Annotated in this window: 35 protein-coding genes; 34 read left to right on the top strand and 1 reads right to left on the bottom strand. The window is 70.1% G+C overall.

Going from position 1 to position 19,707, the window contains the following annotated elements; genetic code table 11:
- The first annotated feature begins 2 nt into the window (after positions 1-2).
- The 27 genes from AXK61_RS02480 (at position 3) to AXK61_RS02605 (ending at position 13,427) form a co-directional block, all read left to right on the top strand.
- Positions 3-419 carry a DUF7171 family protein gene (locus tag AXK61_RS02480; RefSeq protein ID WP_068743612.1) on the top strand — a complete coding sequence of 139 codons (417 nt, stop codon included), beginning with the start codon at positions 3-5 and terminating at the stop codon, positions 417-419.
- Positions 420-515: 96 nt separating this feature from the next.
- On the top strand, positions 516-1,787 hold the full coding sequence (locus AXK61_RS02485; protein WP_068743614.1) for an AAA family ATPase: 1,272 nt from the start codon (positions 516-518) through the stop codon (positions 1,785-1,787).
- Complete coding sequence (locus AXK61_RS02490) at positions 1,784-2,059, top strand: hypothetical protein (RefSeq protein WP_068743616.1); 276 nt, start codon at positions 1,784-1,786, stop codon at positions 2,057-2,059. Before AXK61_RS02485 ends, AXK61_RS02490 begins: the two co-directional genes overlap by 4 nt.
- Positions 2,056-2,403 carry a DUF3850 domain-containing protein gene (locus AXK61_RS02495; protein WP_068743618.1) on the top strand — a complete coding sequence of 116 codons (348 nt, stop codon included), beginning with the start codon at positions 2,056-2,058 and terminating at the stop codon, positions 2,401-2,403. The genes AXK61_RS02490 and AXK61_RS02495 overlap by 4 nt, the downstream gene beginning before the upstream one ends.
- Positions 2,400-2,744 carry a hypothetical protein gene (locus tag AXK61_RS02500; protein WP_068743620.1) on the top strand — a complete coding sequence of 115 codons (345 nt, stop codon included), beginning with the start codon at positions 2,400-2,402 and terminating at the stop codon, positions 2,742-2,744. The genes AXK61_RS02495 and AXK61_RS02500 overlap by 4 nt, the downstream gene beginning before the upstream one ends.
- Entirely contained in the window at positions 2,741-3,541 is an 801-nt protein-coding gene (locus tag AXK61_RS02505; RefSeq protein ID WP_068743622.1) for a DUF6551 family protein, read from the top strand. Before AXK61_RS02500 ends, AXK61_RS02505 begins: the two co-directional genes overlap by 4 nt.
- Complete coding sequence (locus AXK61_RS02510; protein ID WP_068743624.1) at positions 3,538-3,735, top strand: hypothetical protein; 198 nt, start codon at positions 3,538-3,540, stop codon at positions 3,733-3,735. The genes AXK61_RS02505 and AXK61_RS02510 overlap by 4 nt, the downstream gene beginning before the upstream one ends.
- A gap of 2 nt (positions 3,736-3,737) precedes the next feature.
- A complete protein-coding gene (locus AXK61_RS02515; RefSeq protein ID WP_068743625.1) occupies positions 3,738-4,007 on the top strand; it encodes a hypothetical protein in 270 nt (89 codons plus the stop codon).
- The gene (locus AXK61_RS02520; RefSeq protein WP_068743627.1) at positions 4,004-4,255 is read left to right on the top strand and encodes a hypothetical protein; all 252 of its coding nucleotides are present in this window, start codon (positions 4,004-4,006) and stop codon (positions 4,253-4,255) included. The genes AXK61_RS02515 and AXK61_RS02520 overlap by 4 nt, the downstream gene beginning before the upstream one ends.
- Before the next feature lie 20 nt (positions 4,256-4,275).
- Positions 4,276-4,596: a hypothetical protein gene (locus AXK61_RS02525; protein WP_068743628.1), complete on the top strand. Its 321-nt coding sequence runs from the start codon at positions 4,276-4,278 to the stop codon at positions 4,594-4,596.
- Positions 4,597-4,680: 84 nt separating this feature from the next.
- The gene (locus tag AXK61_RS02530) at positions 4,681-4,935 is read left to right on the top strand and encodes a hypothetical protein (protein ID WP_068743630.1); all 255 of its coding nucleotides are present in this window, start codon (positions 4,681-4,683) and stop codon (positions 4,933-4,935) included.
- Positions 4,932-5,321, top strand: coding sequence for a hypothetical protein (locus AXK61_RS02535; RefSeq protein WP_068743632.1), 390 nt, complete (start codon positions 4,932-4,934; stop codon positions 5,319-5,321). The genes AXK61_RS02530 and AXK61_RS02535 overlap by 4 nt, the downstream gene beginning before the upstream one ends.
- 338 nt (positions 5,322-5,659) lie before the next feature.
- Positions 5,660-6,151: an HNH endonuclease gene (locus tag AXK61_RS02540; protein WP_068743635.1), complete on the top strand. Its 492-nt coding sequence runs from the start codon at positions 5,660-5,662 to the stop codon at positions 6,149-6,151.
- Between the two features lie 107 nt (positions 6,152-6,258).
- Positions 6,259-6,552 carry a hypothetical protein gene (locus AXK61_RS02545; protein ID WP_068743640.1) on the top strand — a complete coding sequence of 98 codons (294 nt, stop codon included), beginning with the start codon at positions 6,259-6,261 and terminating at the stop codon, positions 6,550-6,552.
- Positions 6,549-8,384: a DnaJ-like cysteine-rich domain-containing protein gene (locus tag AXK61_RS02550; RefSeq protein ID WP_068743642.1), complete on the top strand. Its 1,836-nt coding sequence runs from the start codon at positions 6,549-6,551 to the stop codon at positions 8,382-8,384. The genes AXK61_RS02545 and AXK61_RS02550 overlap by 4 nt, the downstream gene beginning before the upstream one ends.
- The gene (locus tag AXK61_RS02555) at positions 8,381-8,563 is read left to right on the top strand and encodes a hypothetical protein (RefSeq protein ID WP_068743645.1); all 183 of its coding nucleotides are present in this window, start codon (positions 8,381-8,383) and stop codon (positions 8,561-8,563) included. Before AXK61_RS02550 ends, AXK61_RS02555 begins: the two co-directional genes overlap by 4 nt.
- Entirely contained in the window at positions 8,560-8,763 is a 204-nt protein-coding gene (locus AXK61_RS02560) for a hypothetical protein (RefSeq protein ID WP_068743647.1), read from the top strand. The genes AXK61_RS02555 and AXK61_RS02560 overlap by 4 nt, the downstream gene beginning before the upstream one ends.
- The gene (locus tag AXK61_RS02565; protein WP_068743649.1) at positions 8,760-9,356 is read left to right on the top strand and encodes a crossover junction endodeoxyribonuclease RuvC; all 597 of its coding nucleotides are present in this window, start codon (positions 8,760-8,762) and stop codon (positions 9,354-9,356) included. Before AXK61_RS02560 ends, AXK61_RS02565 begins: the two co-directional genes overlap by 4 nt.
- On the top strand, positions 9,353-10,075 hold the full coding sequence (locus AXK61_RS02570; protein WP_068743651.1) for a metallophosphoesterase: 723 nt from the start codon (positions 9,353-9,355) through the stop codon (positions 10,073-10,075). Before AXK61_RS02565 ends, AXK61_RS02570 begins: the two co-directional genes overlap by 4 nt.
- Position 10,076: 1 nt before the next feature.
- Positions 10,077-10,286 carry a hypothetical protein gene (locus tag AXK61_RS02575; RefSeq protein WP_068743652.1) on the top strand — a complete coding sequence of 70 codons (210 nt, stop codon included), beginning with the start codon at positions 10,077-10,079 and terminating at the stop codon, positions 10,284-10,286.
- A 31-nt stretch (positions 10,287-10,317) separates the two neighbouring features.
- Positions 10,318-11,238, top strand: a complete 921-nt coding sequence (locus AXK61_RS02580; RefSeq protein WP_068743654.1) for a hypothetical protein — start codon at positions 10,318-10,320, stop codon at positions 11,236-11,238.
- A 42-nt stretch (positions 11,239-11,280) separates the two neighbouring features.
- Entirely contained in the window at positions 11,281-11,691 is a 411-nt protein-coding gene (locus tag AXK61_RS02585) for a hypothetical protein (protein WP_068743656.1), read from the top strand.
- Positions 11,688-11,840 carry a hypothetical protein gene (locus AXK61_RS24715; protein WP_156485528.1) on the top strand — a complete coding sequence of 51 codons (153 nt, stop codon included), beginning with the start codon at positions 11,688-11,690 and terminating at the stop codon, positions 11,838-11,840. The genes AXK61_RS02585 and AXK61_RS24715 overlap by 4 nt, the downstream gene beginning before the upstream one ends.
- A complete protein-coding gene (locus AXK61_RS02590) occupies positions 11,833-12,051 on the top strand; it encodes a hypothetical protein (RefSeq protein WP_068743658.1) in 219 nt (72 codons plus the stop codon). Before AXK61_RS24715 ends, AXK61_RS02590 begins: the two co-directional genes overlap by 8 nt.
- The gene (locus AXK61_RS02595) at positions 12,038-12,676 is read left to right on the top strand and encodes a hypothetical protein (protein WP_068743659.1); all 639 of its coding nucleotides are present in this window, start codon (positions 12,038-12,040) and stop codon (positions 12,674-12,676) included. The genes AXK61_RS02590 and AXK61_RS02595 overlap by 14 nt, the downstream gene beginning before the upstream one ends.
- Positions 12,673-13,155 (top strand): hypothetical protein, encoded by a 483-nt coding sequence (locus AXK61_RS02600; protein WP_068743661.1) that lies wholly within the window; start codon positions 12,673-12,675, stop codon positions 13,153-13,155. The genes AXK61_RS02595 and AXK61_RS02600 overlap by 4 nt, the downstream gene beginning before the upstream one ends.
- On the top strand, positions 13,152-13,427 hold the full coding sequence (locus AXK61_RS02605; RefSeq protein ID WP_068743662.1) for a hypothetical protein: 276 nt from the start codon (positions 13,152-13,154) through the stop codon (positions 13,425-13,427). Before AXK61_RS02600 ends, AXK61_RS02605 begins: the two co-directional genes overlap by 4 nt.
- Before the next feature lie 227 nt (positions 13,428-13,654).
- Here AXK61_RS02605 and AXK61_RS02610 read toward each other — a convergent pair whose 3' ends face one another.
- Entirely contained in the window at positions 13,655-15,241 is a 1,587-nt protein-coding gene (locus tag AXK61_RS02610) for a terminase large subunit domain-containing protein (RefSeq protein ID WP_068743664.1), read from the bottom strand.
- A 216-nt stretch (positions 15,242-15,457) separates the two neighbouring features.
- Between AXK61_RS02610 and AXK61_RS02620 the strand changes: the two genes are divergently transcribed.
- The 7 genes from AXK61_RS02620 (at position 15,458) to AXK61_RS02645 (ending at position 19,700) form a co-directional block, all read left to right on the top strand.
- On the top strand, positions 15,458-15,832 hold the full coding sequence (locus tag AXK61_RS02620) for a hypothetical protein (RefSeq protein ID WP_156485530.1): 375 nt from the start codon (positions 15,458-15,460) through the stop codon (positions 15,830-15,832).
- A gap of 130 nt (positions 15,833-15,962) precedes the next feature.
- Entirely contained in the window at positions 15,963-16,109 is a 147-nt protein-coding gene (locus AXK61_RS24720; RefSeq protein WP_156485531.1) for a hypothetical protein, read from the top strand.
- Complete coding sequence (locus tag AXK61_RS02625) at positions 16,102-16,578, top strand: hypothetical protein (protein ID WP_068743667.1); 477 nt, start codon at positions 16,102-16,104, stop codon at positions 16,576-16,578. The genes AXK61_RS24720 and AXK61_RS02625 overlap by 8 nt, the downstream gene beginning before the upstream one ends.
- A 32-nt stretch (positions 16,579-16,610) precedes the next feature.
- Positions 16,611-17,285 carry a hypothetical protein gene (locus tag AXK61_RS02630; RefSeq protein WP_156485532.1) on the top strand — a complete coding sequence of 225 codons (675 nt, stop codon included), beginning with the start codon at positions 16,611-16,613 and terminating at the stop codon, positions 17,283-17,285.
- A 129-nt stretch (positions 17,286-17,414) separates the two neighbouring features.
- A complete protein-coding gene (locus AXK61_RS02635; RefSeq protein WP_068743669.1) occupies positions 17,415-17,717 on the top strand; it encodes a DUF1360 domain-containing protein in 303 nt (100 codons plus the stop codon).
- Positions 17,710-19,353, top strand: coding sequence for a hypothetical protein (locus tag AXK61_RS02640; RefSeq protein WP_068743670.1), 1,644 nt, complete (start codon positions 17,710-17,712; stop codon positions 19,351-19,353). Before AXK61_RS02635 ends, AXK61_RS02640 begins: the two co-directional genes overlap by 8 nt.
- Entirely contained in the window at positions 19,350-19,700 is a 351-nt protein-coding gene (locus tag AXK61_RS02645) for a hypothetical protein (protein ID WP_068743671.1), read from the top strand. Before AXK61_RS02640 ends, AXK61_RS02645 begins: the two co-directional genes overlap by 4 nt.
- The last annotated feature ends 7 nt before the right edge of the window (positions 19,701-19,707 follow it).

Genomic DNA, 19,707 nt, shown 5'->3' on the forward strand with positions numbered 1-19,707 from the left:
TCATGGCCGAGGTTCACAACCAGCAGGGCGACGACGCGGCGACCGCCGCAGGGTTCTCCCGCTACCAGTTCAGCGGGAAGCCGGGCGACCAGTTCGAGTACACGCCGGAGATCGGCGAGAAGCGCGTCATGACCGTCACGGTCGAGTGCACCGCGCACGAGGAGAAGGCCACCGCGAACGAGGGCATCCAGAAGATCGTGAAGCTCAAGGTCGTCGAGGCCGAGGTCGGTTCGCTGGCCGCGAAGGCGCCGACGGATCCGACGCTGTTCGGCGACCCCGAGGACGCCGAGCCGCGCCCCGAGCTGGGCGACTACGTCCAGGGCGTCGACGAGGACTTCGCGCCGCCCGCCGCAGACGTGCTGCCCGAGCACGAGGACGAAGGCCGCGCGCCCGCGGGCATGTTCTCCGACGGCGCCTGACGGTCGGCCGTCACCCACGACCCGGGCGGCGGCGCGCAGTCCCACCAGCGGCCCGCGCCGTCGCCCGGTTCCACTCCAATCCCGAAGGACCCAAGCATGACCAGCACGATCACCGAGGCGGCTCCGCTCCGCGTCGTCCATCTCGAAGCCGAGAACTTCAAGCGCCTCCGCGCTGTCGAGATCACCCCCGACCCTGACCAGAATGTGGTCACCATCGCCGGACGCAACGCCCAGGGCAAGAGCAGCGTGATCGACGCGATCTGGGCGGCGCTCGCGAACACCGCCGCCGCGAAGGGCACCAACACCAGCCGCCCGATCCGCGACGGTGAGGACCGCGCCCGCGTGTCCGTCGACCTCGGTGGCCTCGTCGTCACCCGCACATGGGCCGGAGAGAAGACCACGCTCACCGTCACGTCCGCCGACGGCGCGAAGTACAACTCTCCGCAGCGGATGCTCGACGACCTCATCGGCAGCCTCTCGTTCGACCCGCTGGCGTTCGCAGGGCTCCCCGCGAAGGCGCAGCAGGCCGAACTCCTGGCGCTGGTGGACTTGCCGTTTGACCCTGACCGGCTGGCCGACGAGCGGGGCGCGGTGTTCGCGATGCGCACGGAGACGGGCCGCGCGGTCAAGCAGCTCCAGGGGCAGCTCGACGGGCTCCCCGCGCACGACCCCACGGCCCCGGCCGAGGAGGTGTCGGCGGCGGACCTGCTCGGGCGGATCAACGAGGCCCGCCACGCCGAGCGCGAGTGGGACGAGGCGTCGGACGCGGTGGAGGAAGCCGCGCATCGTGTCCGCGTGCTGAAAGTGGATCTGGAGGAGGCCGAGGACGAGCTGAAGGCCAGGAGCGCCGAGATGTCCGCGCTGACCGAGCCGGACGAGAACACCGTGCCGACGCTCGAGCGGCAGGTCGAGACCATCGACGCGACGAACGCCCGCGTGCGGGCGAACGCCGACCGCGCCCGCGTCGCCAACCTGCTCGAGCTGGAGCGGGCGCACTGGCAGGAGCAGACCGACGAGATCGCCGACCTCGACCGGCGGCGCGCCGACGGCCTCGCGGCGGCCGAGTTCCCCGTGCAGGGCCTCGGGTTCGACGACGGCGGCGTCACCTACCAGGGCGTGCCGTTCGGGCAGGCGTCCGCCGCCGAGCAGCTCCGCGTGTCCGTCGCCATCGCGATGGCGCTGAACCCGACGGTGCGCGTGATCCGCATCGCCGACGGGAGCCTCCTCGACGCCGACAACCTCGCGCTGATCGGCGAGATGGCGGCCGACCGCGGCTACCAGGTGTGGGTCGAGACGGTGCGGGACCGCGGCGTCGACGGCCCCGGCATCCTCATCGAGGACGGCCAGGTCGCTGGCGGTGCAGCATGACCGCCGGGTACACCAGCGCGGACGAAGTCGGCGCCCTCGCGGTGGAGCTGGCGTCCGAGCTCGAGTGCAACCCGGACCTGACCGCGGTCGCCGCGATGGCCGAGCAGCTGTGCGCCAGCACGCCGAACGTCGCCGCGCAGGTGATGCTCACGCTCGCGTCGTGGTTGCCGCTCACCGACACCCCGGAGGACCGCGAGCACCGCGCCCGCGTCCTCGCCGGCCTCCGCCTCGGCAGCGGCCTGCCCCTCCTCGCGGTTCCGGGTGCAGCATGATCCACAACCTGAAGATCGAGCGGCGCTGGCTGGACCGCATCGTCGCGCACGAGAAGACCGCAGAGGTGCGGATCAACGACCGCGACTTCCAGGCCGGCGACACCATCCAGTTCCACCGAGAGGACGTCGGTTACACCGGCGTGGTCCGCCGCATCACACACGTCCTCAGTGACGTGCCAGGCCTCGGTGCCGAGTACGTGGTCCTGTCCCTCGCGGACGGCCGGGTCGACGATGCGGAGCGACGCGCACGGAAGGAGGAGCGGGCGAACGCGCCGTTGCGCGGCACCATCACCCGCCTCACCCGCGAGCGCGACGAGGCCCGGGCGGAGGCGACCCGATCATGACCCGTGCCGAGAACGTGTACCGGATCGTGAACTGCCGCTCGTGCTCCGCGCGCGTCATCTGGACTGTCACCAACCCCGAGCTGAAGTCCGGGCACCCGATGATGGTCGACGCCGACCCGCACCCGAACGGCAACATCCTCCTGGCCCGCTACCCGAGCATCGAGCACGAGCCGGGCAAGCCCGTCCCGGTCCGCGCGACCGTGATGCGGCCCGGGCAGATCGCCGGAGCCCGCGCCGACGGGAACGTCCTCTACCGCAGCCACTTCGCGTCATGCCCCCACGCCGACCGCTGGCGCAAGACCAACGCCGCCCGCCACGCCAAGAACGGATCCCGCCGATGACCACCACCGAAGCCAGCCACGACGTCTACGTCGACGCCGTCCCTGTCGCCGAAATGTTCGTCGACCGCAGCTACCAGCGCGACCTCGAGGAGCGCCGCGCCCACCGGATCGGCGGCGCCTGGGACCGCCGCCTCGTCGGCGTCCTCGACGTCTCCGACCGCGGCCCCGAGCACCACCCGCGGTACGCGATCATCAACGGCCAGCACCGCTGGGCCGCTGCGTCGCACTCTGGCGCCGCCACTCACCTCGCCGCGAACGTCCACGTCGGCCTCACCGTCGCCGACGAAGCCGCTCTGTTCCGCGACATCGACCAGTCCACCAAGAAGCTGACCGTCTGGGACCGCTGGAAGGCCCGCCGCGCCGCAGGCGACATCGTCGTCACCGGCATCGACCAGATCGCGGAAGGCTTCGGCCTCAAGGTCGCGCAGGGCAGCGCGTCGAACTACATCGTGTGCCTGTCCGCGCTCGAATACTGCTACGGGGTCGACCCGCAGTACCTCGCGCGGACGCTCGAGTTCGTCGGCGACGTGTGGCCGGGCGACTCGGCCGGGCTGAAGCACGGCGTCATCCGCGCGCTGTTCGAGATCCTGTGGTCCGAGGCCCTACCCGACACTGGACGTCTCGCCGACGCACTGTCCGAGCTCACACCGACTCAGGTGCACGCCCGGGCGGTCGAGTCGCGGAAGATCCACGACGGCCAGCACTGGCAGTGCACGATCCGCGTGATCGTCGAGGCCTACAACCGCGCCGGCCGCGGCAAGGTCGACCCGCAGACCGTTCTCCGGGCGGCGTCGTGATCCACCACAGGATCGGCACCGTCGTGCGCGTCCTCCGCCTCGACCCCGGTCAGGTCCAGCACATGCCCGCACCCGGCGTCGCCGTGTTCGGGATCGTCAAGGCCGGACCCGTGAACGGCCTCTACGCCGTGCTCCTCATGACCAACGAGGTCGTGCACATCCCCGCACAGCACCTCACCACCACGAAGGACTGAACATGCCTCAGCCGAAGGGCCTCCGCCTCGGCGACCCCGACGACCACGACCCGCTCGCCGTGCAGCGCGCGCTCACCGCCTACCGCGGGCCGCTGCGGCAGCCGTGCCTCGTCCACGTCACCAACCCGGCCGACCGCGCCCGCATCGTCCAGCTCGCCGCCGAAGGCGAACTCACCCGCACACAGGCCGCCCGGCTGCTCCACTGCTCCGGCAGCGCGATCAACGCCTACCTCACCGAACTCGCCCTCATCACCATGGAGACCGCAGCATGACGCCGCTGACGGCCGACCAGCTCACCGCGCTCCGGTGCTTCTCCAGCTTCACGGAGGCCGTCGCGCTCGTCGCCGACCCGACCGCCGCGGCGATCGCCACGATGAAGCCCGTCGACGGGTACTGGGTTGCCGGCGCGATGACCGGCGGCCACATCGGGCCACCGTCCCCGAGCTCCAGGCATGGTCGCGCGCCCTCCCGGACTGGGTCCGCACCGGCCCGCCCGGAGTCATCGACGACTCCCACCTGACGTTCTTCCACCAGTTCACGATGGCCCGGTGCGCCAACCCGACCCGGCCCGCGCGACACGCGCCCGGCACCGGCACCGGCTACATCCGAACGATCCGCATCTGCCGCACCCCATGGTCGAAGTACGCGTCGATCGAGAAGGCAATAGGCGGGATCATCAACGTCGGCATGGACTTCCCGTACCCGTGCCGCTGGTGCATGCGCTGGATCCTCTACCCCAACACCGACCCGAACCTCGTCGACGCCGCCGTCACCGAGCTCACCCGTCTCGGCGTGATCCTCGAGGATGCCCGTGTCGCGCCGGCCGAACCGGAGTACGTCGGACAAGGGGTGCTCTGGTGACACACAGTAAACGCGGAGCAAATGCAATTAGTCCACCGAGAAGCGATAGGCTGACTGCCGAAAGTGCCAAGTGAGGAGCGACCGATGAAGCTGACCCCGTGGGTGGTCGAAAGCCCCGAGGTGACCGCCCTTCCACACAGAGCTCGGTACGCCTACATCGTGCTCGCGGCGCACTCCGAAGCGCAGGGCGCGCCGGACGGCACCATCGACGACGCTACGTTCAGGCGTGTCCGCGGCCAGTACCGCAGCACCCTCCTTGAGGCCGGGCTCGTCGAGCCCGCGGGGGACCGCTGGCGCGTCCTCTCACCCCGCGTCCGACAGGAGGCGCAGCAACCGTGAGTCTCCCGTGGATCCGCCTGGACACGAACGTGTTCGACCACCCGAAGATCCTCAGCCTGCTCGAACTCGACGAGGACGACGACACAGCGCCCGGCCGGCGAGCCCTCGCACTGTACTTCTTCGGCCTCACCTACACCGGGAAGCACGAGCTCGACGGGTTCGTTCCCAGGTCCGCGCTTCGCCTCATCGGAGCGTCGAGGGCTGACGCGCGGAACCTCGTCGAAGTCGGCCTCTGGGTCGCCGACGGGACCGCCGGATGGAGCACGCATGGGTGGGCGGATCGGCAGGCGTCCACGGAGGAATCGAAGGCCCGTTCTGAGCGTGCGCGGAAGGCTGCACAGACCCGCTGGGCCAAGCAACGGGACAGCAAAATCGGGGAGGAATAGGACATGCTCAAACGATGCTCAGGAATGCTCGAGCATGTCCGTTTCTTATGCTCAAGCATGTCCGTTTCCGATGCTCAACCGATGCTAAACGGATGCTCGGAAAATGCTCCGAACAGGACTAATATGCTACGAGCAATGCACGTCGAATGCCTCGCGCGCGCGACGGACGGACGGACGGACGGACTAACGAACATGCTCTGGTCACCCTGAGTAGGAATCTCACTGCCCGGTAACGCGCGCGGGGGCTCCCGCCCCCACACCCCCGGCCCTCCCCGGCTCGCCACACACCACCCGATGGCCCCGACGCTCCGCGCCGAGCCGCAGCGAAACGAGACGCCATGACCGAACCCGAAAGCTTCCGCGAAATCCTCGAGCCCCTCGTGGACCTCATGGACACCCGGCGCGCCGAAGTCATCCGCACCAGCCAGACCGAAGAACGCGCACCCATCAGCGACGCCGCACGGCTCACAGTGCTCCGCCGCTGCCACTACCGCTGCGAATGGTGCGGATCCCGAACCCGCCTCGAACTCGACCACATCGTCCCCTGGAGCGCCGGCGGAAGCGACAACCCGAGCAACCTCCGCGCCCTCTGCCACACCTGCAACCAGGATCGCTCCAACTGGGTCAACGACGCCGACATGGTCATCGCACACCGCAACGCCACCATGCCCAGCGGAATGTGCCTACAGCACTACTCCGGCGACCCTGACACCTTCCAGCAAGTCGCCCACCACCGCGAGCGCGTGTTCTGCCTTCAATGCGGCTCCGTCGTTCTCGGCATCACCTTCGACTCGATGGTCAACGAGATCGACGACCTGAACCCCTGGTAGGTCGTGCGGATGCCGGGGACGGTGGTCTCGCCTTCCGTGTGAAAACTACGGTAAAGTTCAAACTAATCCGTCGATCGCGCTTCGATTCCATCCCCAGGAGACCCCAGATGAGCCCTCAGACGCTCGCAGACCTCGAATCCACACCCGAGGTCGCATCCGACCCCGAAAATCGCTCAGCGTCGCGTACAGGCGGCAGGAACGAGCACCCTCGTCTGGCGCAGACCCGCGAACTGATCGCTGGTCTCGTCGGACACGAGAACGCCGTCATCCGCACCGCCGTCCGCGTCGCCCTCGACGAACTCGACCGAGCGTCGTTCGCCGACGACCCGAGCGAACACGTCTCGCGTGCGATCGCCGTGCTGGACGCCGCGCTCAACCCGGTGGACGGAGCGGACCAGTGACCGCCGCGAACGGTGACCGGATCACCGTGCAGCGGGTGACGCAGACCGTGGCGGGGGAGTACCTCGAGTGGACCGTGACGGTCCGCCGGTCGTCCCCGGCCGGCGTCGGCGACCCGCTGAACGCGATGACGCCCGGTGCGCGGCAGCTACTGCCCGATGCGGTGCGGGCGGCGCTCGGCGACTGGCTCCAGGGCAGGCCGCTGGTCGCCGACGGTGCGCCGCTGCTCGTGGGCCGGGATTTCACCGTGGGGGATCGGAAGCCGCTGTTCCCGATCGACGAGCCCGCGCCCGCGGCCCCGTACGCGGGCCGCACCGCGCCGCGGCGCACCGCACCGCCGGAGGCCCCGGTGCGGCTGTGGAACCGCGAGCACACCGACCACCTCGACGTCATCGGGTGGGCGCACCGAACCCGCAGCTTCAACGACAGCAGCGACCAGATCCGCACCGACACCTTCGACAGCGTCCGAATCCGACTCGCCGACAAGCACGCCGACATCGCCCGCGTCTGGCTCACGGCGCAGGACTACCTCGAAGACGGCGGCGGGCAAGTATTCGTGGCGTGGCTCGACCGCGAGTGGACGCTGGCCGGGTACTCGTTCGGCGACAGGTCCGCGACCATCGACGTGCTGCCGCTCCCGAAGCCGCCGCGCGTCGACGAAGTGCTCGGGCGCCCGCCGTTCAGCGGCGAGACCACATTCAGCGGCAAGACCGCGCCGTGGCCTCACCTCGCGAAGGGCGACCGGATCGGCGTCGAGCACCCCGACGGCACCATCACCACCCACGAGTTCAGCGGCGACCCCGCGCATCCCGTCGCCGGAGACAGTGCCGCCCACCTCGGCGCGAAGCTCAGCACGATGCGCGGTGCGCTCTCCGCAGCCCTCGACGAGACGCCCAAGGAGTACAAGCTCCCCGACGGCGTCGGCCTCGGCACCGTCCCCGAGTACGGCCAGCCCGCCCGCGAGAACGACCGGTGCACGTCGAGCTTCGGCGGTCACCGCTGCATCAAGACCCTCGGCCACGACGCCCCGCACGCCGTCGCCGGCCCCGGCCGCGGAGCGTGGAAGGTGCCCGAGGACGCGACCCCCGACGGGTCCGGTGGCGGCGGAGTCGCATTCACCGGCCCCGTCGGCACCGTCACGTCCGGGCTCATCTACGCCCGGCCCGAGCCGACCACACGCCGCGACGCCCTCGCGCACGCCACCCGCGAGAGCGTCGACGAGGTGCTGCCGATGCCCGGCGGCCCCAACGACCGACTGGCCCACGGCGCGCGGCCCGCCATCCGGTTCCACACCGCCAACGCGGGCACCGGCACCAGGAACATCACCGACACCCACATCGGCGCCGACGGCCTGTTCGCGATGGTCCGCTTCGACGACGCCAACGCCCAACTGTTCCTCCGCCATCGACAGGACACGATCCGCGCGACCTGGAACGGCCGCGACTGGACCGTCCGCGACTACGAACTCCACAGCACCCGCGACACCACCGTCCACCTCGGCCCGCTCCCCGGCGACCCCGGCGCACCCGACCGGTTCACGCAGGTCATGAAACGCGCACTCACCGGCGACGTGGACGCCGCCCGCGAAGCTCAGCAGCTCCTCCGCGAGCAGAGCGCCGCACTCGGTCTCGACCAGGACAACACCATCGAGGTGACCCCCGGCGCCTACGCGGACCTGTACGCGCGACTCGACGACATCCACGACGCCACCGCCGACCCGTGCCCCGACTGCAACGGCGAAGGCTCCATCCCCCTCCCGCCCGACGGCACCCACGGCTCCGCCCCCTGCGGCACCTGCAACGGCACCGGCACCACCGACGAGGACGACCAGTGAGCGCCGCCGACGTCCGCCGCATGTTCGGCGTCAACTACAAGCGCGGAGAGCGGATCACCGTGGACGGCAAGCCCGGCGTGATCATCGGGTTCATCGGCCAATACCTCCAGGTGCAGTTCGACGGCGAGAAGCACAGCCGCCGAGCACATCCGACGTGGCGCGTGGAGCGTGCATCGTGATCGTCCTCCGCGTCCTCGCAGGCATCCTCGCCGCGCTCATCATCATCGCCGCCGGAATCACCATCTGGCGCAAGGCCGACGACGACGTGCGCTTCGCGATCAAGACGATGGCCTGCTGCCTCGCCGGCGTCGCCGGGTTCGCCGTGCTCGCCTGCCTCATCCAGTTCGCCGCCACCGGAACCCTCGGAGGCGCATCGTGACCACCGTCGTCGGCTGGGATTTGTCGTTGACCGGAACCGGCGTCGCCCGCATCACCACCGCACCCGGCTACAGCAGCGCGCTCGGCAACGTCGAAGACACCGAACCCCGAGTCACCCTGTCCCGCATCGCCTCCACCGGCAAGAAGGGCGCCACCCTCACCCAGCGCACCGACCGACTCATGCACCTGCGCAACGCGATCCTGTCCGCCACCCTCCGCGGCGGCGCACCCGACCTCGTGGTCGTCGAAGGCCCCGCGTTCGCCTCCCAAGTCGGGCAGATGTGGGACCGCGCCGCCCTCTGGCACCTCTGCATCATGGCCGCCTACCAGCAGGGCATCCCCGTCGCCGAGTGCGCCCCGGCGAAGCTCAAGAAGTTCATCACCGGCCGTGGGAACGCGGACAAGACCGCCGTCACGAGCGCGATCACGAAGATGTGGCCGCACACCGACATTCGCTCCGACGACGAAGCGGATGCGCTGGGCCTCGCCAGCATCGGCGCGATCCACCACCGGATGCCCGTCCCGTTCCTCGTCCTCGAACGGCACCGCGAAGCGATGGCCGGCCTCGACCTCCCCGAAAGGCCCACACGATGAGGTGCTACACGTCTGACCTGCACCTCGGGCACGCCCTGGTCGCCGAGACCCGGGGGTACCGACTCCACGCCGACTCGATCGCCGAACACGACACCGCGATCCTCGATGCGCTCCACGCTCTCAACCCGAAGGGCGACCAGCTGTACATCCTCGGCGACCTCTCCAGCGGATCGAAGCGCGGAACCGAACGCGCCCTCGAACTCCTCGCCGAAGTCCCCGTCACCAAGCACCTGATCCTCGGGAACCACGACCCCGCCCACCCGATGCACCGCGACGCCTGGAAGTGGCAGCGCCGCTACCTGGACGTGTTCGAGTCCATCCAGCCGTTCGCGCGGCAGCGGTTCACCGTCGACGACGTCCGGCACGAGGTGCTGCTCTCGCACTTCCCCTACGACGGCGACCACACCGAGGAGGCCCGGTACAGCCAGTACCGGCTCCGCAACTACGACCGCTGGCTCCTCCACGGCCACACCCACTCCGGGAAGCGCATTGCGGTCGGCACCCGCCAGATTCACGTCGGCTGGGACGCCTGGCGCCGCCCCGTCCCCGAAGACGACATCGCCGACCTCATCCGCGCCGGGACACCCGAGCCCAAGCCCCTCCAGGCGTCGCACGCCGAGTGGATGCGCGCCCACCCGCCGATCCCCGTACCCACCACCGTCCCCGAGCGCACCGCCGCCCGGTTCGCCGGCCCCACCATCACCCCCGAGGAGAACTGACATGCCCGACACCCGCACCGTCGTCACCGTCCACCCGAGCGTGAACAGCGTCGAAGCCCGCGTCGCCGTCCTGTACCCGCTGTGCGACACCATCGAAGTCGACCAGCAGGGCAACCTCAGCGTCTACACCGACGCCGACGGACAGTCCGGCGTCGTCCACGCCGTCTGGGCTCCCGGCACCTGGGAACGCGCCGAGGCGGCGGAAGCGTGACGACCTCGGCGCGCTGCTCGACTCCGTCACCGTGCCCGTCATCGTCCGCGCACCCGCCAGCACCAGCGCACAGATCAAGCACATACCGCCCACCCTCGGCGACCTCGTGGACGAACCGCTCGCCGACGTCCTCGCCATCGCCACCGACCCCCAGGAGACCCCCGTGACCACACCCGAACCGCCGCTCGACGAGCTCGACCAGACCGCCCGCGACTACCTCGCGCACCCCGGCGCCCAGCGTCAGACAGCGTGGCTCATCGTCGACCGGCTCAACCAGGAACGGAAGCGCCTCCACCGCGAGCTCGCCGAAGCGCAACTCGAACTCGCCGAAGCGAGGCGCCCCGTGCACTCGCCGGGCTGGTACCGCACGATGACCACCGACGCCGCCACCGAGCGGTACGGGTTCCCCGCTCCCGACTGCTACCCGCTGGAGCACACCGCCACCGACGGCTCGAAGTGGTTCCTCGACCAGGGCGGGAAGGGCTGGACGCTCAGCGAGTACATGGACGACGACACCCACCTCCTGAAGGTGTGGGAGCAGAACCTCCTCGACGGCGCGCGCGTGCTCGCCGGTGGGATGGAACAGGAGCGCACAGTCCTCACCCCCGACGGAATGCGCATCGTCGTCGTCACCGGCGACGAACTCGACCGCCTCGCTGCCGAGATCCGTGCCGAGGCCACCGTCGTCGATGCGCAGGTGCACGAGGACTGCTGCGGCGAGCACGGCACCCCGACGGGCCTGCGGTGGGCAGCCGACGAGGTCGAGCAGTCGATGCGCGACGAGTGGGAGAACGCCCCGCAGCTCGCAGCGGGCGACCGCGACCGCGACACAGGTCCGAGCAGTACTTCGCGGGCCGCTTCGACTCGAAGGGGACGCCGCACATCACGCATTCACGCTGCTCAGCAGCAACATTCGACCACGGAGGCACCCGTCCATGATACCCGCAGATGACGCCGGAACCGTGCGCGCCACAGGTGTACCGGGAGGTACCCGGTGACCGCGCTCCCGCCCTTCCCGGTCGATCCGGGCACGCTCGACGCGATCGAGGAGGCCGTGCACGCCACGTACGACAGCACGACGAACACCCTCGACGAACTGCTGGAGCTCCTGTCCCGCTGGACCCCCGAGGGCGACGAGACCATCCACGACGGCGCCGTGCACGTCGACGTCGGCCCGCTGTACTCGCGGGAGGACGTGATCCTCGCGCTCATCACCGAAGTGCGGGAGCTGCGCGACGGCGGCGTCGGCTGGTACCGCGCCGGCCCGGTGCGCGCGGTCGCGCCCGACGGTGCGGTCTGGGCCGAAGCGCGTGACGAGGCCGACGTCCGCGCCCGCGCGCGGCGCGGCGACCGCCTGGAGGTGCTGTGGTGCCACGAGCTGCATTACGAGTGGAGGCCCGCGTGACCGTCATCGAGTGCGCCGCCTGCTGGGCGGAGGCCAAGCGGCAGGTCCGGCCCCACCGCGGCGCGATCCTCCACCACACCTACCGCCTCCTGCTCGCCGCCCACGACCGCGCCGCCGACCGAGGAGAGGACACCACCGGCCATGAGTGACCACCGGCACGAACCACCCGCAGGGCTCCTCCCCGACGCGCGGCTCTACGACGGACCCTGGGGCGCCTGGTGGCTATCGGTCCGTGACGGCCGCGCGTACCTCAGCACCTACCGGCCGTGGGTCCGCACCGCGCTTCTGATCCTCGGCACCCACGCCTACGCCTTCGACACCGCCCGCGCACTGGAGGAACTACGCCATGCCCGAACCTGAACCGTCCATCCAGTTCTCCGGCGACCACGGCCGCACCTGGTACCACGCCGAGGGCCGCCTCGACGCCCACTTCGACACGCTCGCCAGCGAATACCCCGCGCGCACCATCCGCACCGACTGCAGCCACACCATCGAGTTCACCGTCCCCGCCGACCAAGCCGACCGGTTCTGGGAGATGTTCCACGGCATCCCGGGATGGCTCTACGACGCCTGGACCTGCGACCGCACCCCGCCCGTCTCCCGCGGCGCCGCGTGGCGCGACGGCACGTACGCCGCCTGCCAGCACCAGCTCACCGGGCCACCCGAGCCGCCACGCCCGCAGTTCCCGAGCTGGCAGACCGCGGTCTACCCGCACTGGTACCTCGACTGGATGGTCTGGCAGATGCGGCGCGCGCACGCCGAGCTGTTCGACCCCCGCGCCTGGCTCGACTGGAAGACCGAACACGACCAGCGCACCGTCGCCCGCGACTACCCGCCGCCGGCCGAACCCTGCCAGGAGTGCGTCCGCATGGCCGACCCCTGGCGGCACGTCGGCCTCGTCGCCGGGTTGCGCATCGACCACGACGAACTCTTCGGCCCGCGCACCGACTTCATGCCGCGCTACCCGAACGGAGGCCGCCGGTGACGAAACGCCAGACTCCCGACCAGAAACGCCGCGAACTCGCCATCAGCGACCGCCGCGCCCAAGCCCTCGAACTGTTCAGCACCGGCAAGACCTACCGGGAGATCGGCGAACAGCTCGGCACCAGCCCCGCCGTCGCCTACTCCGACGTCCGCGCCGAAGCCCAAGCCGCCGCGGAGCGTCGCGCCGAACTCGGCGACAGTGCCCTCGACATCCTCATCGAGCGCAGCGAACGGCTGTACGCCCGCATCTGGAAGGAAGTCGACCGCGGCAGCATCCGCGCGATGGAGGTCGCGGTGAAGCTCCTCGAGCGGCAGGCCAAGCTGTACCGCGTCGAAGAGACCCCCGCGCAGGTCAACAACACCGTGATCGTCGCGCACCGTGACCAGATCGACCGCGACATCGCCACCATCCGCGACCGCCTCGCGCAGCTGCAGCAGCAGCCCCCGGTCGTCGACGGCACCGTAGAGGAGATCCCATGACCAGCAAGGCCATCGACCGCCACGTCCAGGTCACCGACCTGGTGAACGGCGGCACCGAACTCATGACCGCCACCGCGTGGATCATCGACCATGCCGCACTGACCCGCGGGGTCCTCCGATACGTGAACCAGCATCCGGAGGCGAAGTACGAGATCGGCGGCACCGTCGACGCCGGGTCGCTGCAGCTCGACGAACCAGGAAAGCGGCTGCACCTCCAGTGGCGCACCGTCGAACGCCCGAAGGACGCCCTCACCGCGCCGCCCATCGACTAGAGCCCCCGCCGGTACACCGGCCGGGCGTCCGGGTCCTCCGGCGACGCGTACATCACGTGGCCGCAACACCCACACCGCCACAGACTGCACGGCGGCTGACGCAGATTGTCCCAACCTCGCATCACCCGGCCCGGCCCGAACGGATACCAGCACCGTTCACACCGCTGCGGCTCACCGTCGTCCATAGCCCTGGACCGTACGACCGGCCACCGACAAGTCGATCCGCGCTACGCGCGCCGTTCGATCCGCGGACCACCACCGCGGGCCTCACCGCGCCGGATCCCCGTCGGCGACGCGATCCGCGCCCCACCCGGCAGCGACGGCAGCAGCTCCGTCACCAGGTGCACGCTCGCGTCCAGCGCACCCGGCGACCACGTGCTCCCGGGCTCCCACATCGTGAACTCCGCCTTCAGTTGCTTCAGCTCGTGCGCATCGCCGAACCGGACTCGGCCGCCCTCGTCCGATCCGTCACGGCCCTTGATCGCCTGCGCGATCGGTTCCGCCCGCAGCACCTTGGACCGGCGCGCCGTCACCTCCTGAATCATCGGTGGCAGCCCCGCAGCCTTCCCATCGCGCACCAGGTTGTCCCACGCCTGCAGGATCAGCAGCCGCGCCATGTCGCCGCCGAAGTTCTTCTCCACCACGATCCGGTCAGCGCCGACATCCACCGCCAGCAGGCACGCCGCCGTCGCCCACCGATCGGACGTCATCCGACCGGTCCGGTTGTGCGTCAGGTACACCCGGCCGTCCACACCCAGCCCTCCCGCGACGAGCCCAGCGTCATCGCGGCCGCCGCCCGACGGGTCCACCGCCACCGCGATCCGCTTGAGGTCAGGGATCGCGTGGACTGTCGCCCGCTGCACATCCAAGTCGCTGAGCAGTGATCCCTCGGAATCGTGAGGCACCCCCTGATACAGAGCATTCCAGTCCTTTGTGGTGGTCGCGGCCCGCCGTTTCGTCCAGAACCGCATCAAGGCATCCCGGTCCCCGGCAGGGATCTTCGGGTGCGTCAGCGGCTCACCCGGCGCGCGACCAAGCGGGTCCGCGTAGAACCCGCGCTCCCGATCCTCCGCCACTGCGATCGCCGGCAGATGCACCACGTTCCACAGGCCGCCGTCCTCAACCCGGCCGTCCCGCTTCAACAAGCGCCCCGCGAGGTCGTCCTGGTGCCACGGAGTCATGATCACGACCTGCCGCGCATCGGGGCTCTGGCGAGACATGAACACCGACGAGTACCACTCCCACACCGCCTCACGGAACACCGGCGAATCCGCCTGCGCGCGGTCCGCGAATGGATCGTCGATGATCCCCAAGTCCATGGGGTTACCAACCAAGCCGCCGCGGACACCACGGGCACGCAGACCGCCGCCGGTGTTCAACGTCCAGTCGGTGCGGTTCGACTCGGTCGACGACAGCGACAGTCCGTACTCAGCGCCGAAGTCCGCGATCATGTCCCGGCACGCCGCGCTGTGCCCGGCCGCCAAGCTCGACGCGTACGACGTGAGCACCGCGCGGTCCAACGGTCGGCGCAGCAGCCACCAGAACGGCAGCCACCGCGACACCAGCGTCGACTTGCCGAGCTGCGGTCCGATCTTCACCATCAACCGGCCGCCCGGCTCGTCCACCAGCCGCACCAGCGCGTCGTCGATGACCTTGGTGTGCTCGCAGATCTTGAACAGCCGGTCGTGTCGCGCCGCCAAGGCGGCGGGGGAGGGGATGTCGGCGAGGGGCAGGCCATGTTCGGCGAGGACCTCGACGAGCCGCCGCAGCTCGTACCGCTTGTCCGCAGGCGACGCCAGCACTGGGACGGTCATGACTACCTCCATAAACAAGGGACTAGTTGCATTAGTTCCACGATTCGAGTTTACTGAGGAAGGTGACGAACACCAACCCTCTCGACCCCGAGACGCTCGGCCGACGGGCACTCCAAGCCGTCGAACTCGAAGAACGCCGAGAACAGATCCGGCAACTCAGCGCCGGCCTCCCCGAACCCGCAGACCCATCCCAGGACGAAGACGAAGGACCCACCGATGAAGAACTGGTCGACTCGCACATCGCTCGCAACGGCAACCGTCGTGCTCGCCGCGCCGCTGCTCGGCGTCTCGCCCGCCGCCACCGCTGACCCGGGCCACTACACGCGCGGCGGCACCGTCGCCGTCGTCCTCAACACCGACGGATGCGCCTCGATCACATGGCCGAAGGGCTACACGCATGTCGAGTGCGGGCAGACCACCGTCATCCAGGGGCCTGTGCACGCGGGCGACCGGTTCGGTGCGTCGATCCGCTCCGCGTCCGGGTGGGCCGTGTCGTGCCGTGTGTACGACGTGACCACCGGTGACCTCATCTGGTCGGACTGGGCGCCTGGCGGCAGCACCGCGAACTGCATCCGGAACGCCACGTGGTGACCGCCCCGACGACGCCGCGGGTACAGGTGATCTGCCCGACCTGCCGCCAGCGGATCCCCGTTCACCCCGACGGTGCGCTCATGGTTCACCGCGGCCACAGCGACAGTGCCTGCCCGGGACGGAGTGTGCGATGACCGTCATCAACCTGGCCCTGTTCGGCGCGGCTCTCTGGTGCGCCGCCGTCATCGGCGGCTGGGCCGCGGTCGGCACCAACACTGACCGGCCCACACGCACCGGCCTCGACGTCCTCGAGCAGCGAGGAGACGACGATGCCTGAACAGCAGACCCCGCGCACACTCTCTCCGGACCAGCTGTCGGAGATCGTCGACCACGTCAACGACACCGTGCTGTACCTGCAGGCCCGTGGCCAGAAGGCTGGCGCCGCCATCGGCAGTGAGCTCGCCGTCACGCACGACAACGTGTGGCAGATTCTCGACGTCCGCCTCGCCGGGCAGCTCCTCACCGCGTTCAAGCACCTCGCCCGGGTCCTCGGACACCTGCAGTCGATCACTGACGGCGTGGAAGCACCGGAGGCGTCCGCGCTGATCCTCGCCCACCTTGGCGGCCCGCCCGGACGGTGGCCGGCACCGTCGGATCACCAGCGGCGGGTCATCGAGCTGATCCGGCACGCCGACCCGCTGCAGCGCATGACCATCGCCAGCTCGCACCCTGCGCTTGTGCAGGCGTGGATGACGTACGAGGACCGCGGCACCGCGCCTCTGGTCGCGATGGCCGATAGCAACTAGCCATCCCATCTCGCAAGACGAAGGACATGATCATGAACAACACCCCGAACCCCGCCATTGACGCGCAGCCCGGTTGGCGTGGCACCGACCCCGACGGCGGCACATGGGTGCGGTGTCCGCACGGATTGCCTGGGCAGTGGGCGCACTTCACCGCGGACGGGAAGCTGGTGTTCCGCTCGCAGGAGGAGGCCGAGGCCGCGGGCCTGGAAGCCCTGCAGGCGGAGAGCGCGTGGGACCTGCGCCACGAGGTCGAGGCGTGGCTACTCGCCGAGGCGCGATGGAAACTGGCCGAGTCTCAGGACGCGGTGCGGTACTGGCGCGGTCTCTGGGAGGCCGAGAAGGACCGTGCCGCCGCTGCTCCCGCCCCGCTGGACCCGGGCAACCCCGAACACCTGCGGCAGGTCGCCCGGGTGCTGAATCACTTCACCTCGTTCGCTCATCGCCTCGGCGACGTTGAAGGGCAGCGCGCAGCGGTGATGCTCCTCCACCTGATCCGCTCCGAGGCAGATCGCCTGGACCGTGAACAGCGCGAGGCCGAGCAGGACGCCGCCGACCGCAAGCGGGCCGAGGAGTACGCCCGGACAGAGGCCGAGGGCGAGCACCGCGCGCTCGGCGGCTGGTCGGCGATGCGCGCCGACATCCGCGAATGGCACATCAGGCTCGCGCTCCGCGTGATCCGGGACGAGCGCGCCCGGGCCAGTAACTGAGTGAACGAACCGCGGCCCCCGACCTGTGAGAGGTCGGGGGCCGCGCGCTGTCCCATCCCAAGAACCGCGTCCCAACCATACCGGGAAACGCGGATATGATCGCACTAGTCCCTCGATCAAGGAGCTGGTGTGTCAACCCTCGTGCTGCTGCTCACCTTCGGACTCGTCGCCCGGGTGACGAGGCTGATCACCGACGACTACCTGCTCCGCCACCTGCGCGCCATGATCATCCGCCGGTTCGGCCCGAACCACGACCTGGCGTACCTGGTTACCTGCGCTTGGTGCATGAGCATCTGGGTCGGCGGCGGCCTGTTCACCGTCGCCTACTTCTACGGGCACACCGCGGCCTACCTGATCGTCGCGGCCGGTGGCACATCGTCGTACCTCTACGGTGCGGCCTCCACGTTCATCGAGGGCGGCCGAGATGCGTAGGCGCCCCGAATCCACCGCGCACCAGTACGTCCGCCCGGTGCGCACGCACGCGACCCGCTCCATCACCCGGCAAGACGGCACCTCCGTCGGCTACTTCACCTTCGACGACGGGTCACCCGGAACCACGCCGCACAGCCTGGTCGCCGCCGCGCACACCATGACCGGCGCCCGCGGGGAAGGCTACCGGCGGCCCGCCGCCGGGAAGTGGCAGTCCGAGGCGTTCGCCCTGTTCCGCGAGGTCGGCGAACTCCGCTACAGCGGGGAGCGTGTCGCCCGCGCCGCCAGCATGGCCCGCCTCATGATCGCCAAGCGCGCCACCGACAGTGACAGCGACCCCGAACCCGCCGACAACCCAGAGCTGGTCGCCCTCTCGCGGGACATGTTCGGCGACGGCGCCCACACCGCGCAGTCGATCCGCCGCTACGTGCAGCACATGATCTTCAACGGAGAGAGCAACATCCTCGTCTCCGACTCCGATCCCGACGAGGGCCTGACGTTCCGGCCCTACTCCGTGAAGGAGGTCACCGGCAAGAGCGGCGACTGGAAGCTCAACGACGGCAGCGGCACGCCCCGCCAGGTCGACGAGGAGACCGAAATCCTCATCCGGTCATGGACGCCCGACCCCGAGGTGTTCCAGTGGGCCGACTGCCCCGTCCGGTCCGTCCTGCCCGTCGCCCGCGAGCTCCGCGGCCTCGGGCAGCACGTATCCGCGCAGATCGACTCCCGGCTCGCCGGCGCCGGAATGCTCGTCGTCCCCGAGTCGATCAGCCTGATCCCCGGGCAGCGGCCCCCGCGCGTCGACGAGAACGGCGACCCCGTCGACGACGACCAGGGCGAGGACGCCGAGGACACCAACTTCTACACGGCGCTCCTCGAAGCGATGATGACCGCCATCGGCGACCGCGACGACGCCTCCGCGATCGTCCCGCTCATGGTGAAGGTCCGCGACGACCTCGTCGGCAAGGTCCAGCACATCAGCTTCGCGCAGCCCTTCGACGCGCAGGCGAAGGACCTCCGTGACGAGGCGATCCGCCGCATCGCGCTCGGCATGGACTCCGAACCCGAGACGCTGCTCGGCATGTCCGGCGCGAACCACTGGACCGGGTTCCTCGTCGATCAGAACGAGGTCCGCCTCGTCATCGCGCCGATGGTCGCGACCCTCTGCCATTCGCTGACGAACAGCTGGCTCCGCCCGTACCTCGAGGCGCTCGCCGCCGAGGGCACGTTCGTCGACGACCCGAGCGACTACCTCGTGTGGTTCGACGTGAGCCCGCTCGAGCTGCGCCCGGACCGATCGAAGGACGCGCAGGCGCTGCACCAGGCTGGCGCCGTGTCCGCCGAGACGCTGCGCCGCGAGTCCGGGTTCGGCGACGACGACGCACCGTCGGACGAGGAGAAGCGGGAGCGGGTCCTCATGCAGCTGCTCACCGCGCGTCCGGACCTCGCGGACCAGCTGCTGCCCGCCCTCGGGATCACCGACATCCAGCTGACCGTGCCCGGGGCTCCGGCAGGCGACGCGAGCGGCCCGCCCGGACCTGGCGCGGCCGCACCGGAACCCGGTCCGCTCCCCGGCGGGGATCCGAACCCCGCCGCGCCCGGCCAACCCGAACAGGCTCCACCCGAGGGGGCGATGTGACCCGCCCGGCCCCGTCGATGCTCGCCGCCGCCTGCTACGCCGCGCTGCTCCGCGCGCTCGAGACCGCGGGCCGCCGCAAGCTCGGCCGCCGCGCCCATCACCTCAACGTGCCCCGGCACCTCATGTACCGGGCCACCGTCATCGTCGACAGCGACGTCGCCCAGCTCCTCGACGGAGCCTGGGTCTATCTCGCCACCGCGCTTCGTGACCGACCCGACGTCGACCAGATCATCCGCACCGTCGACACCTACGCTCGCGGCCTGCTCACCTCCCGCGGGACACCGTCCCTCATCGACCTCGGCAACCGACTCGATCAGGCGCTGGCGGCCGCCGATGCGGCCCGATAGAGCAGCG

This window comes from Tsukamurella pseudospumae (assembly GCF_001575205.1).
Classification (GTDB): domain Bacteria; phylum Actinomycetota; class Actinomycetes; order Mycobacteriales; family Mycobacteriaceae; genus Tsukamurella; species Tsukamurella pseudospumae.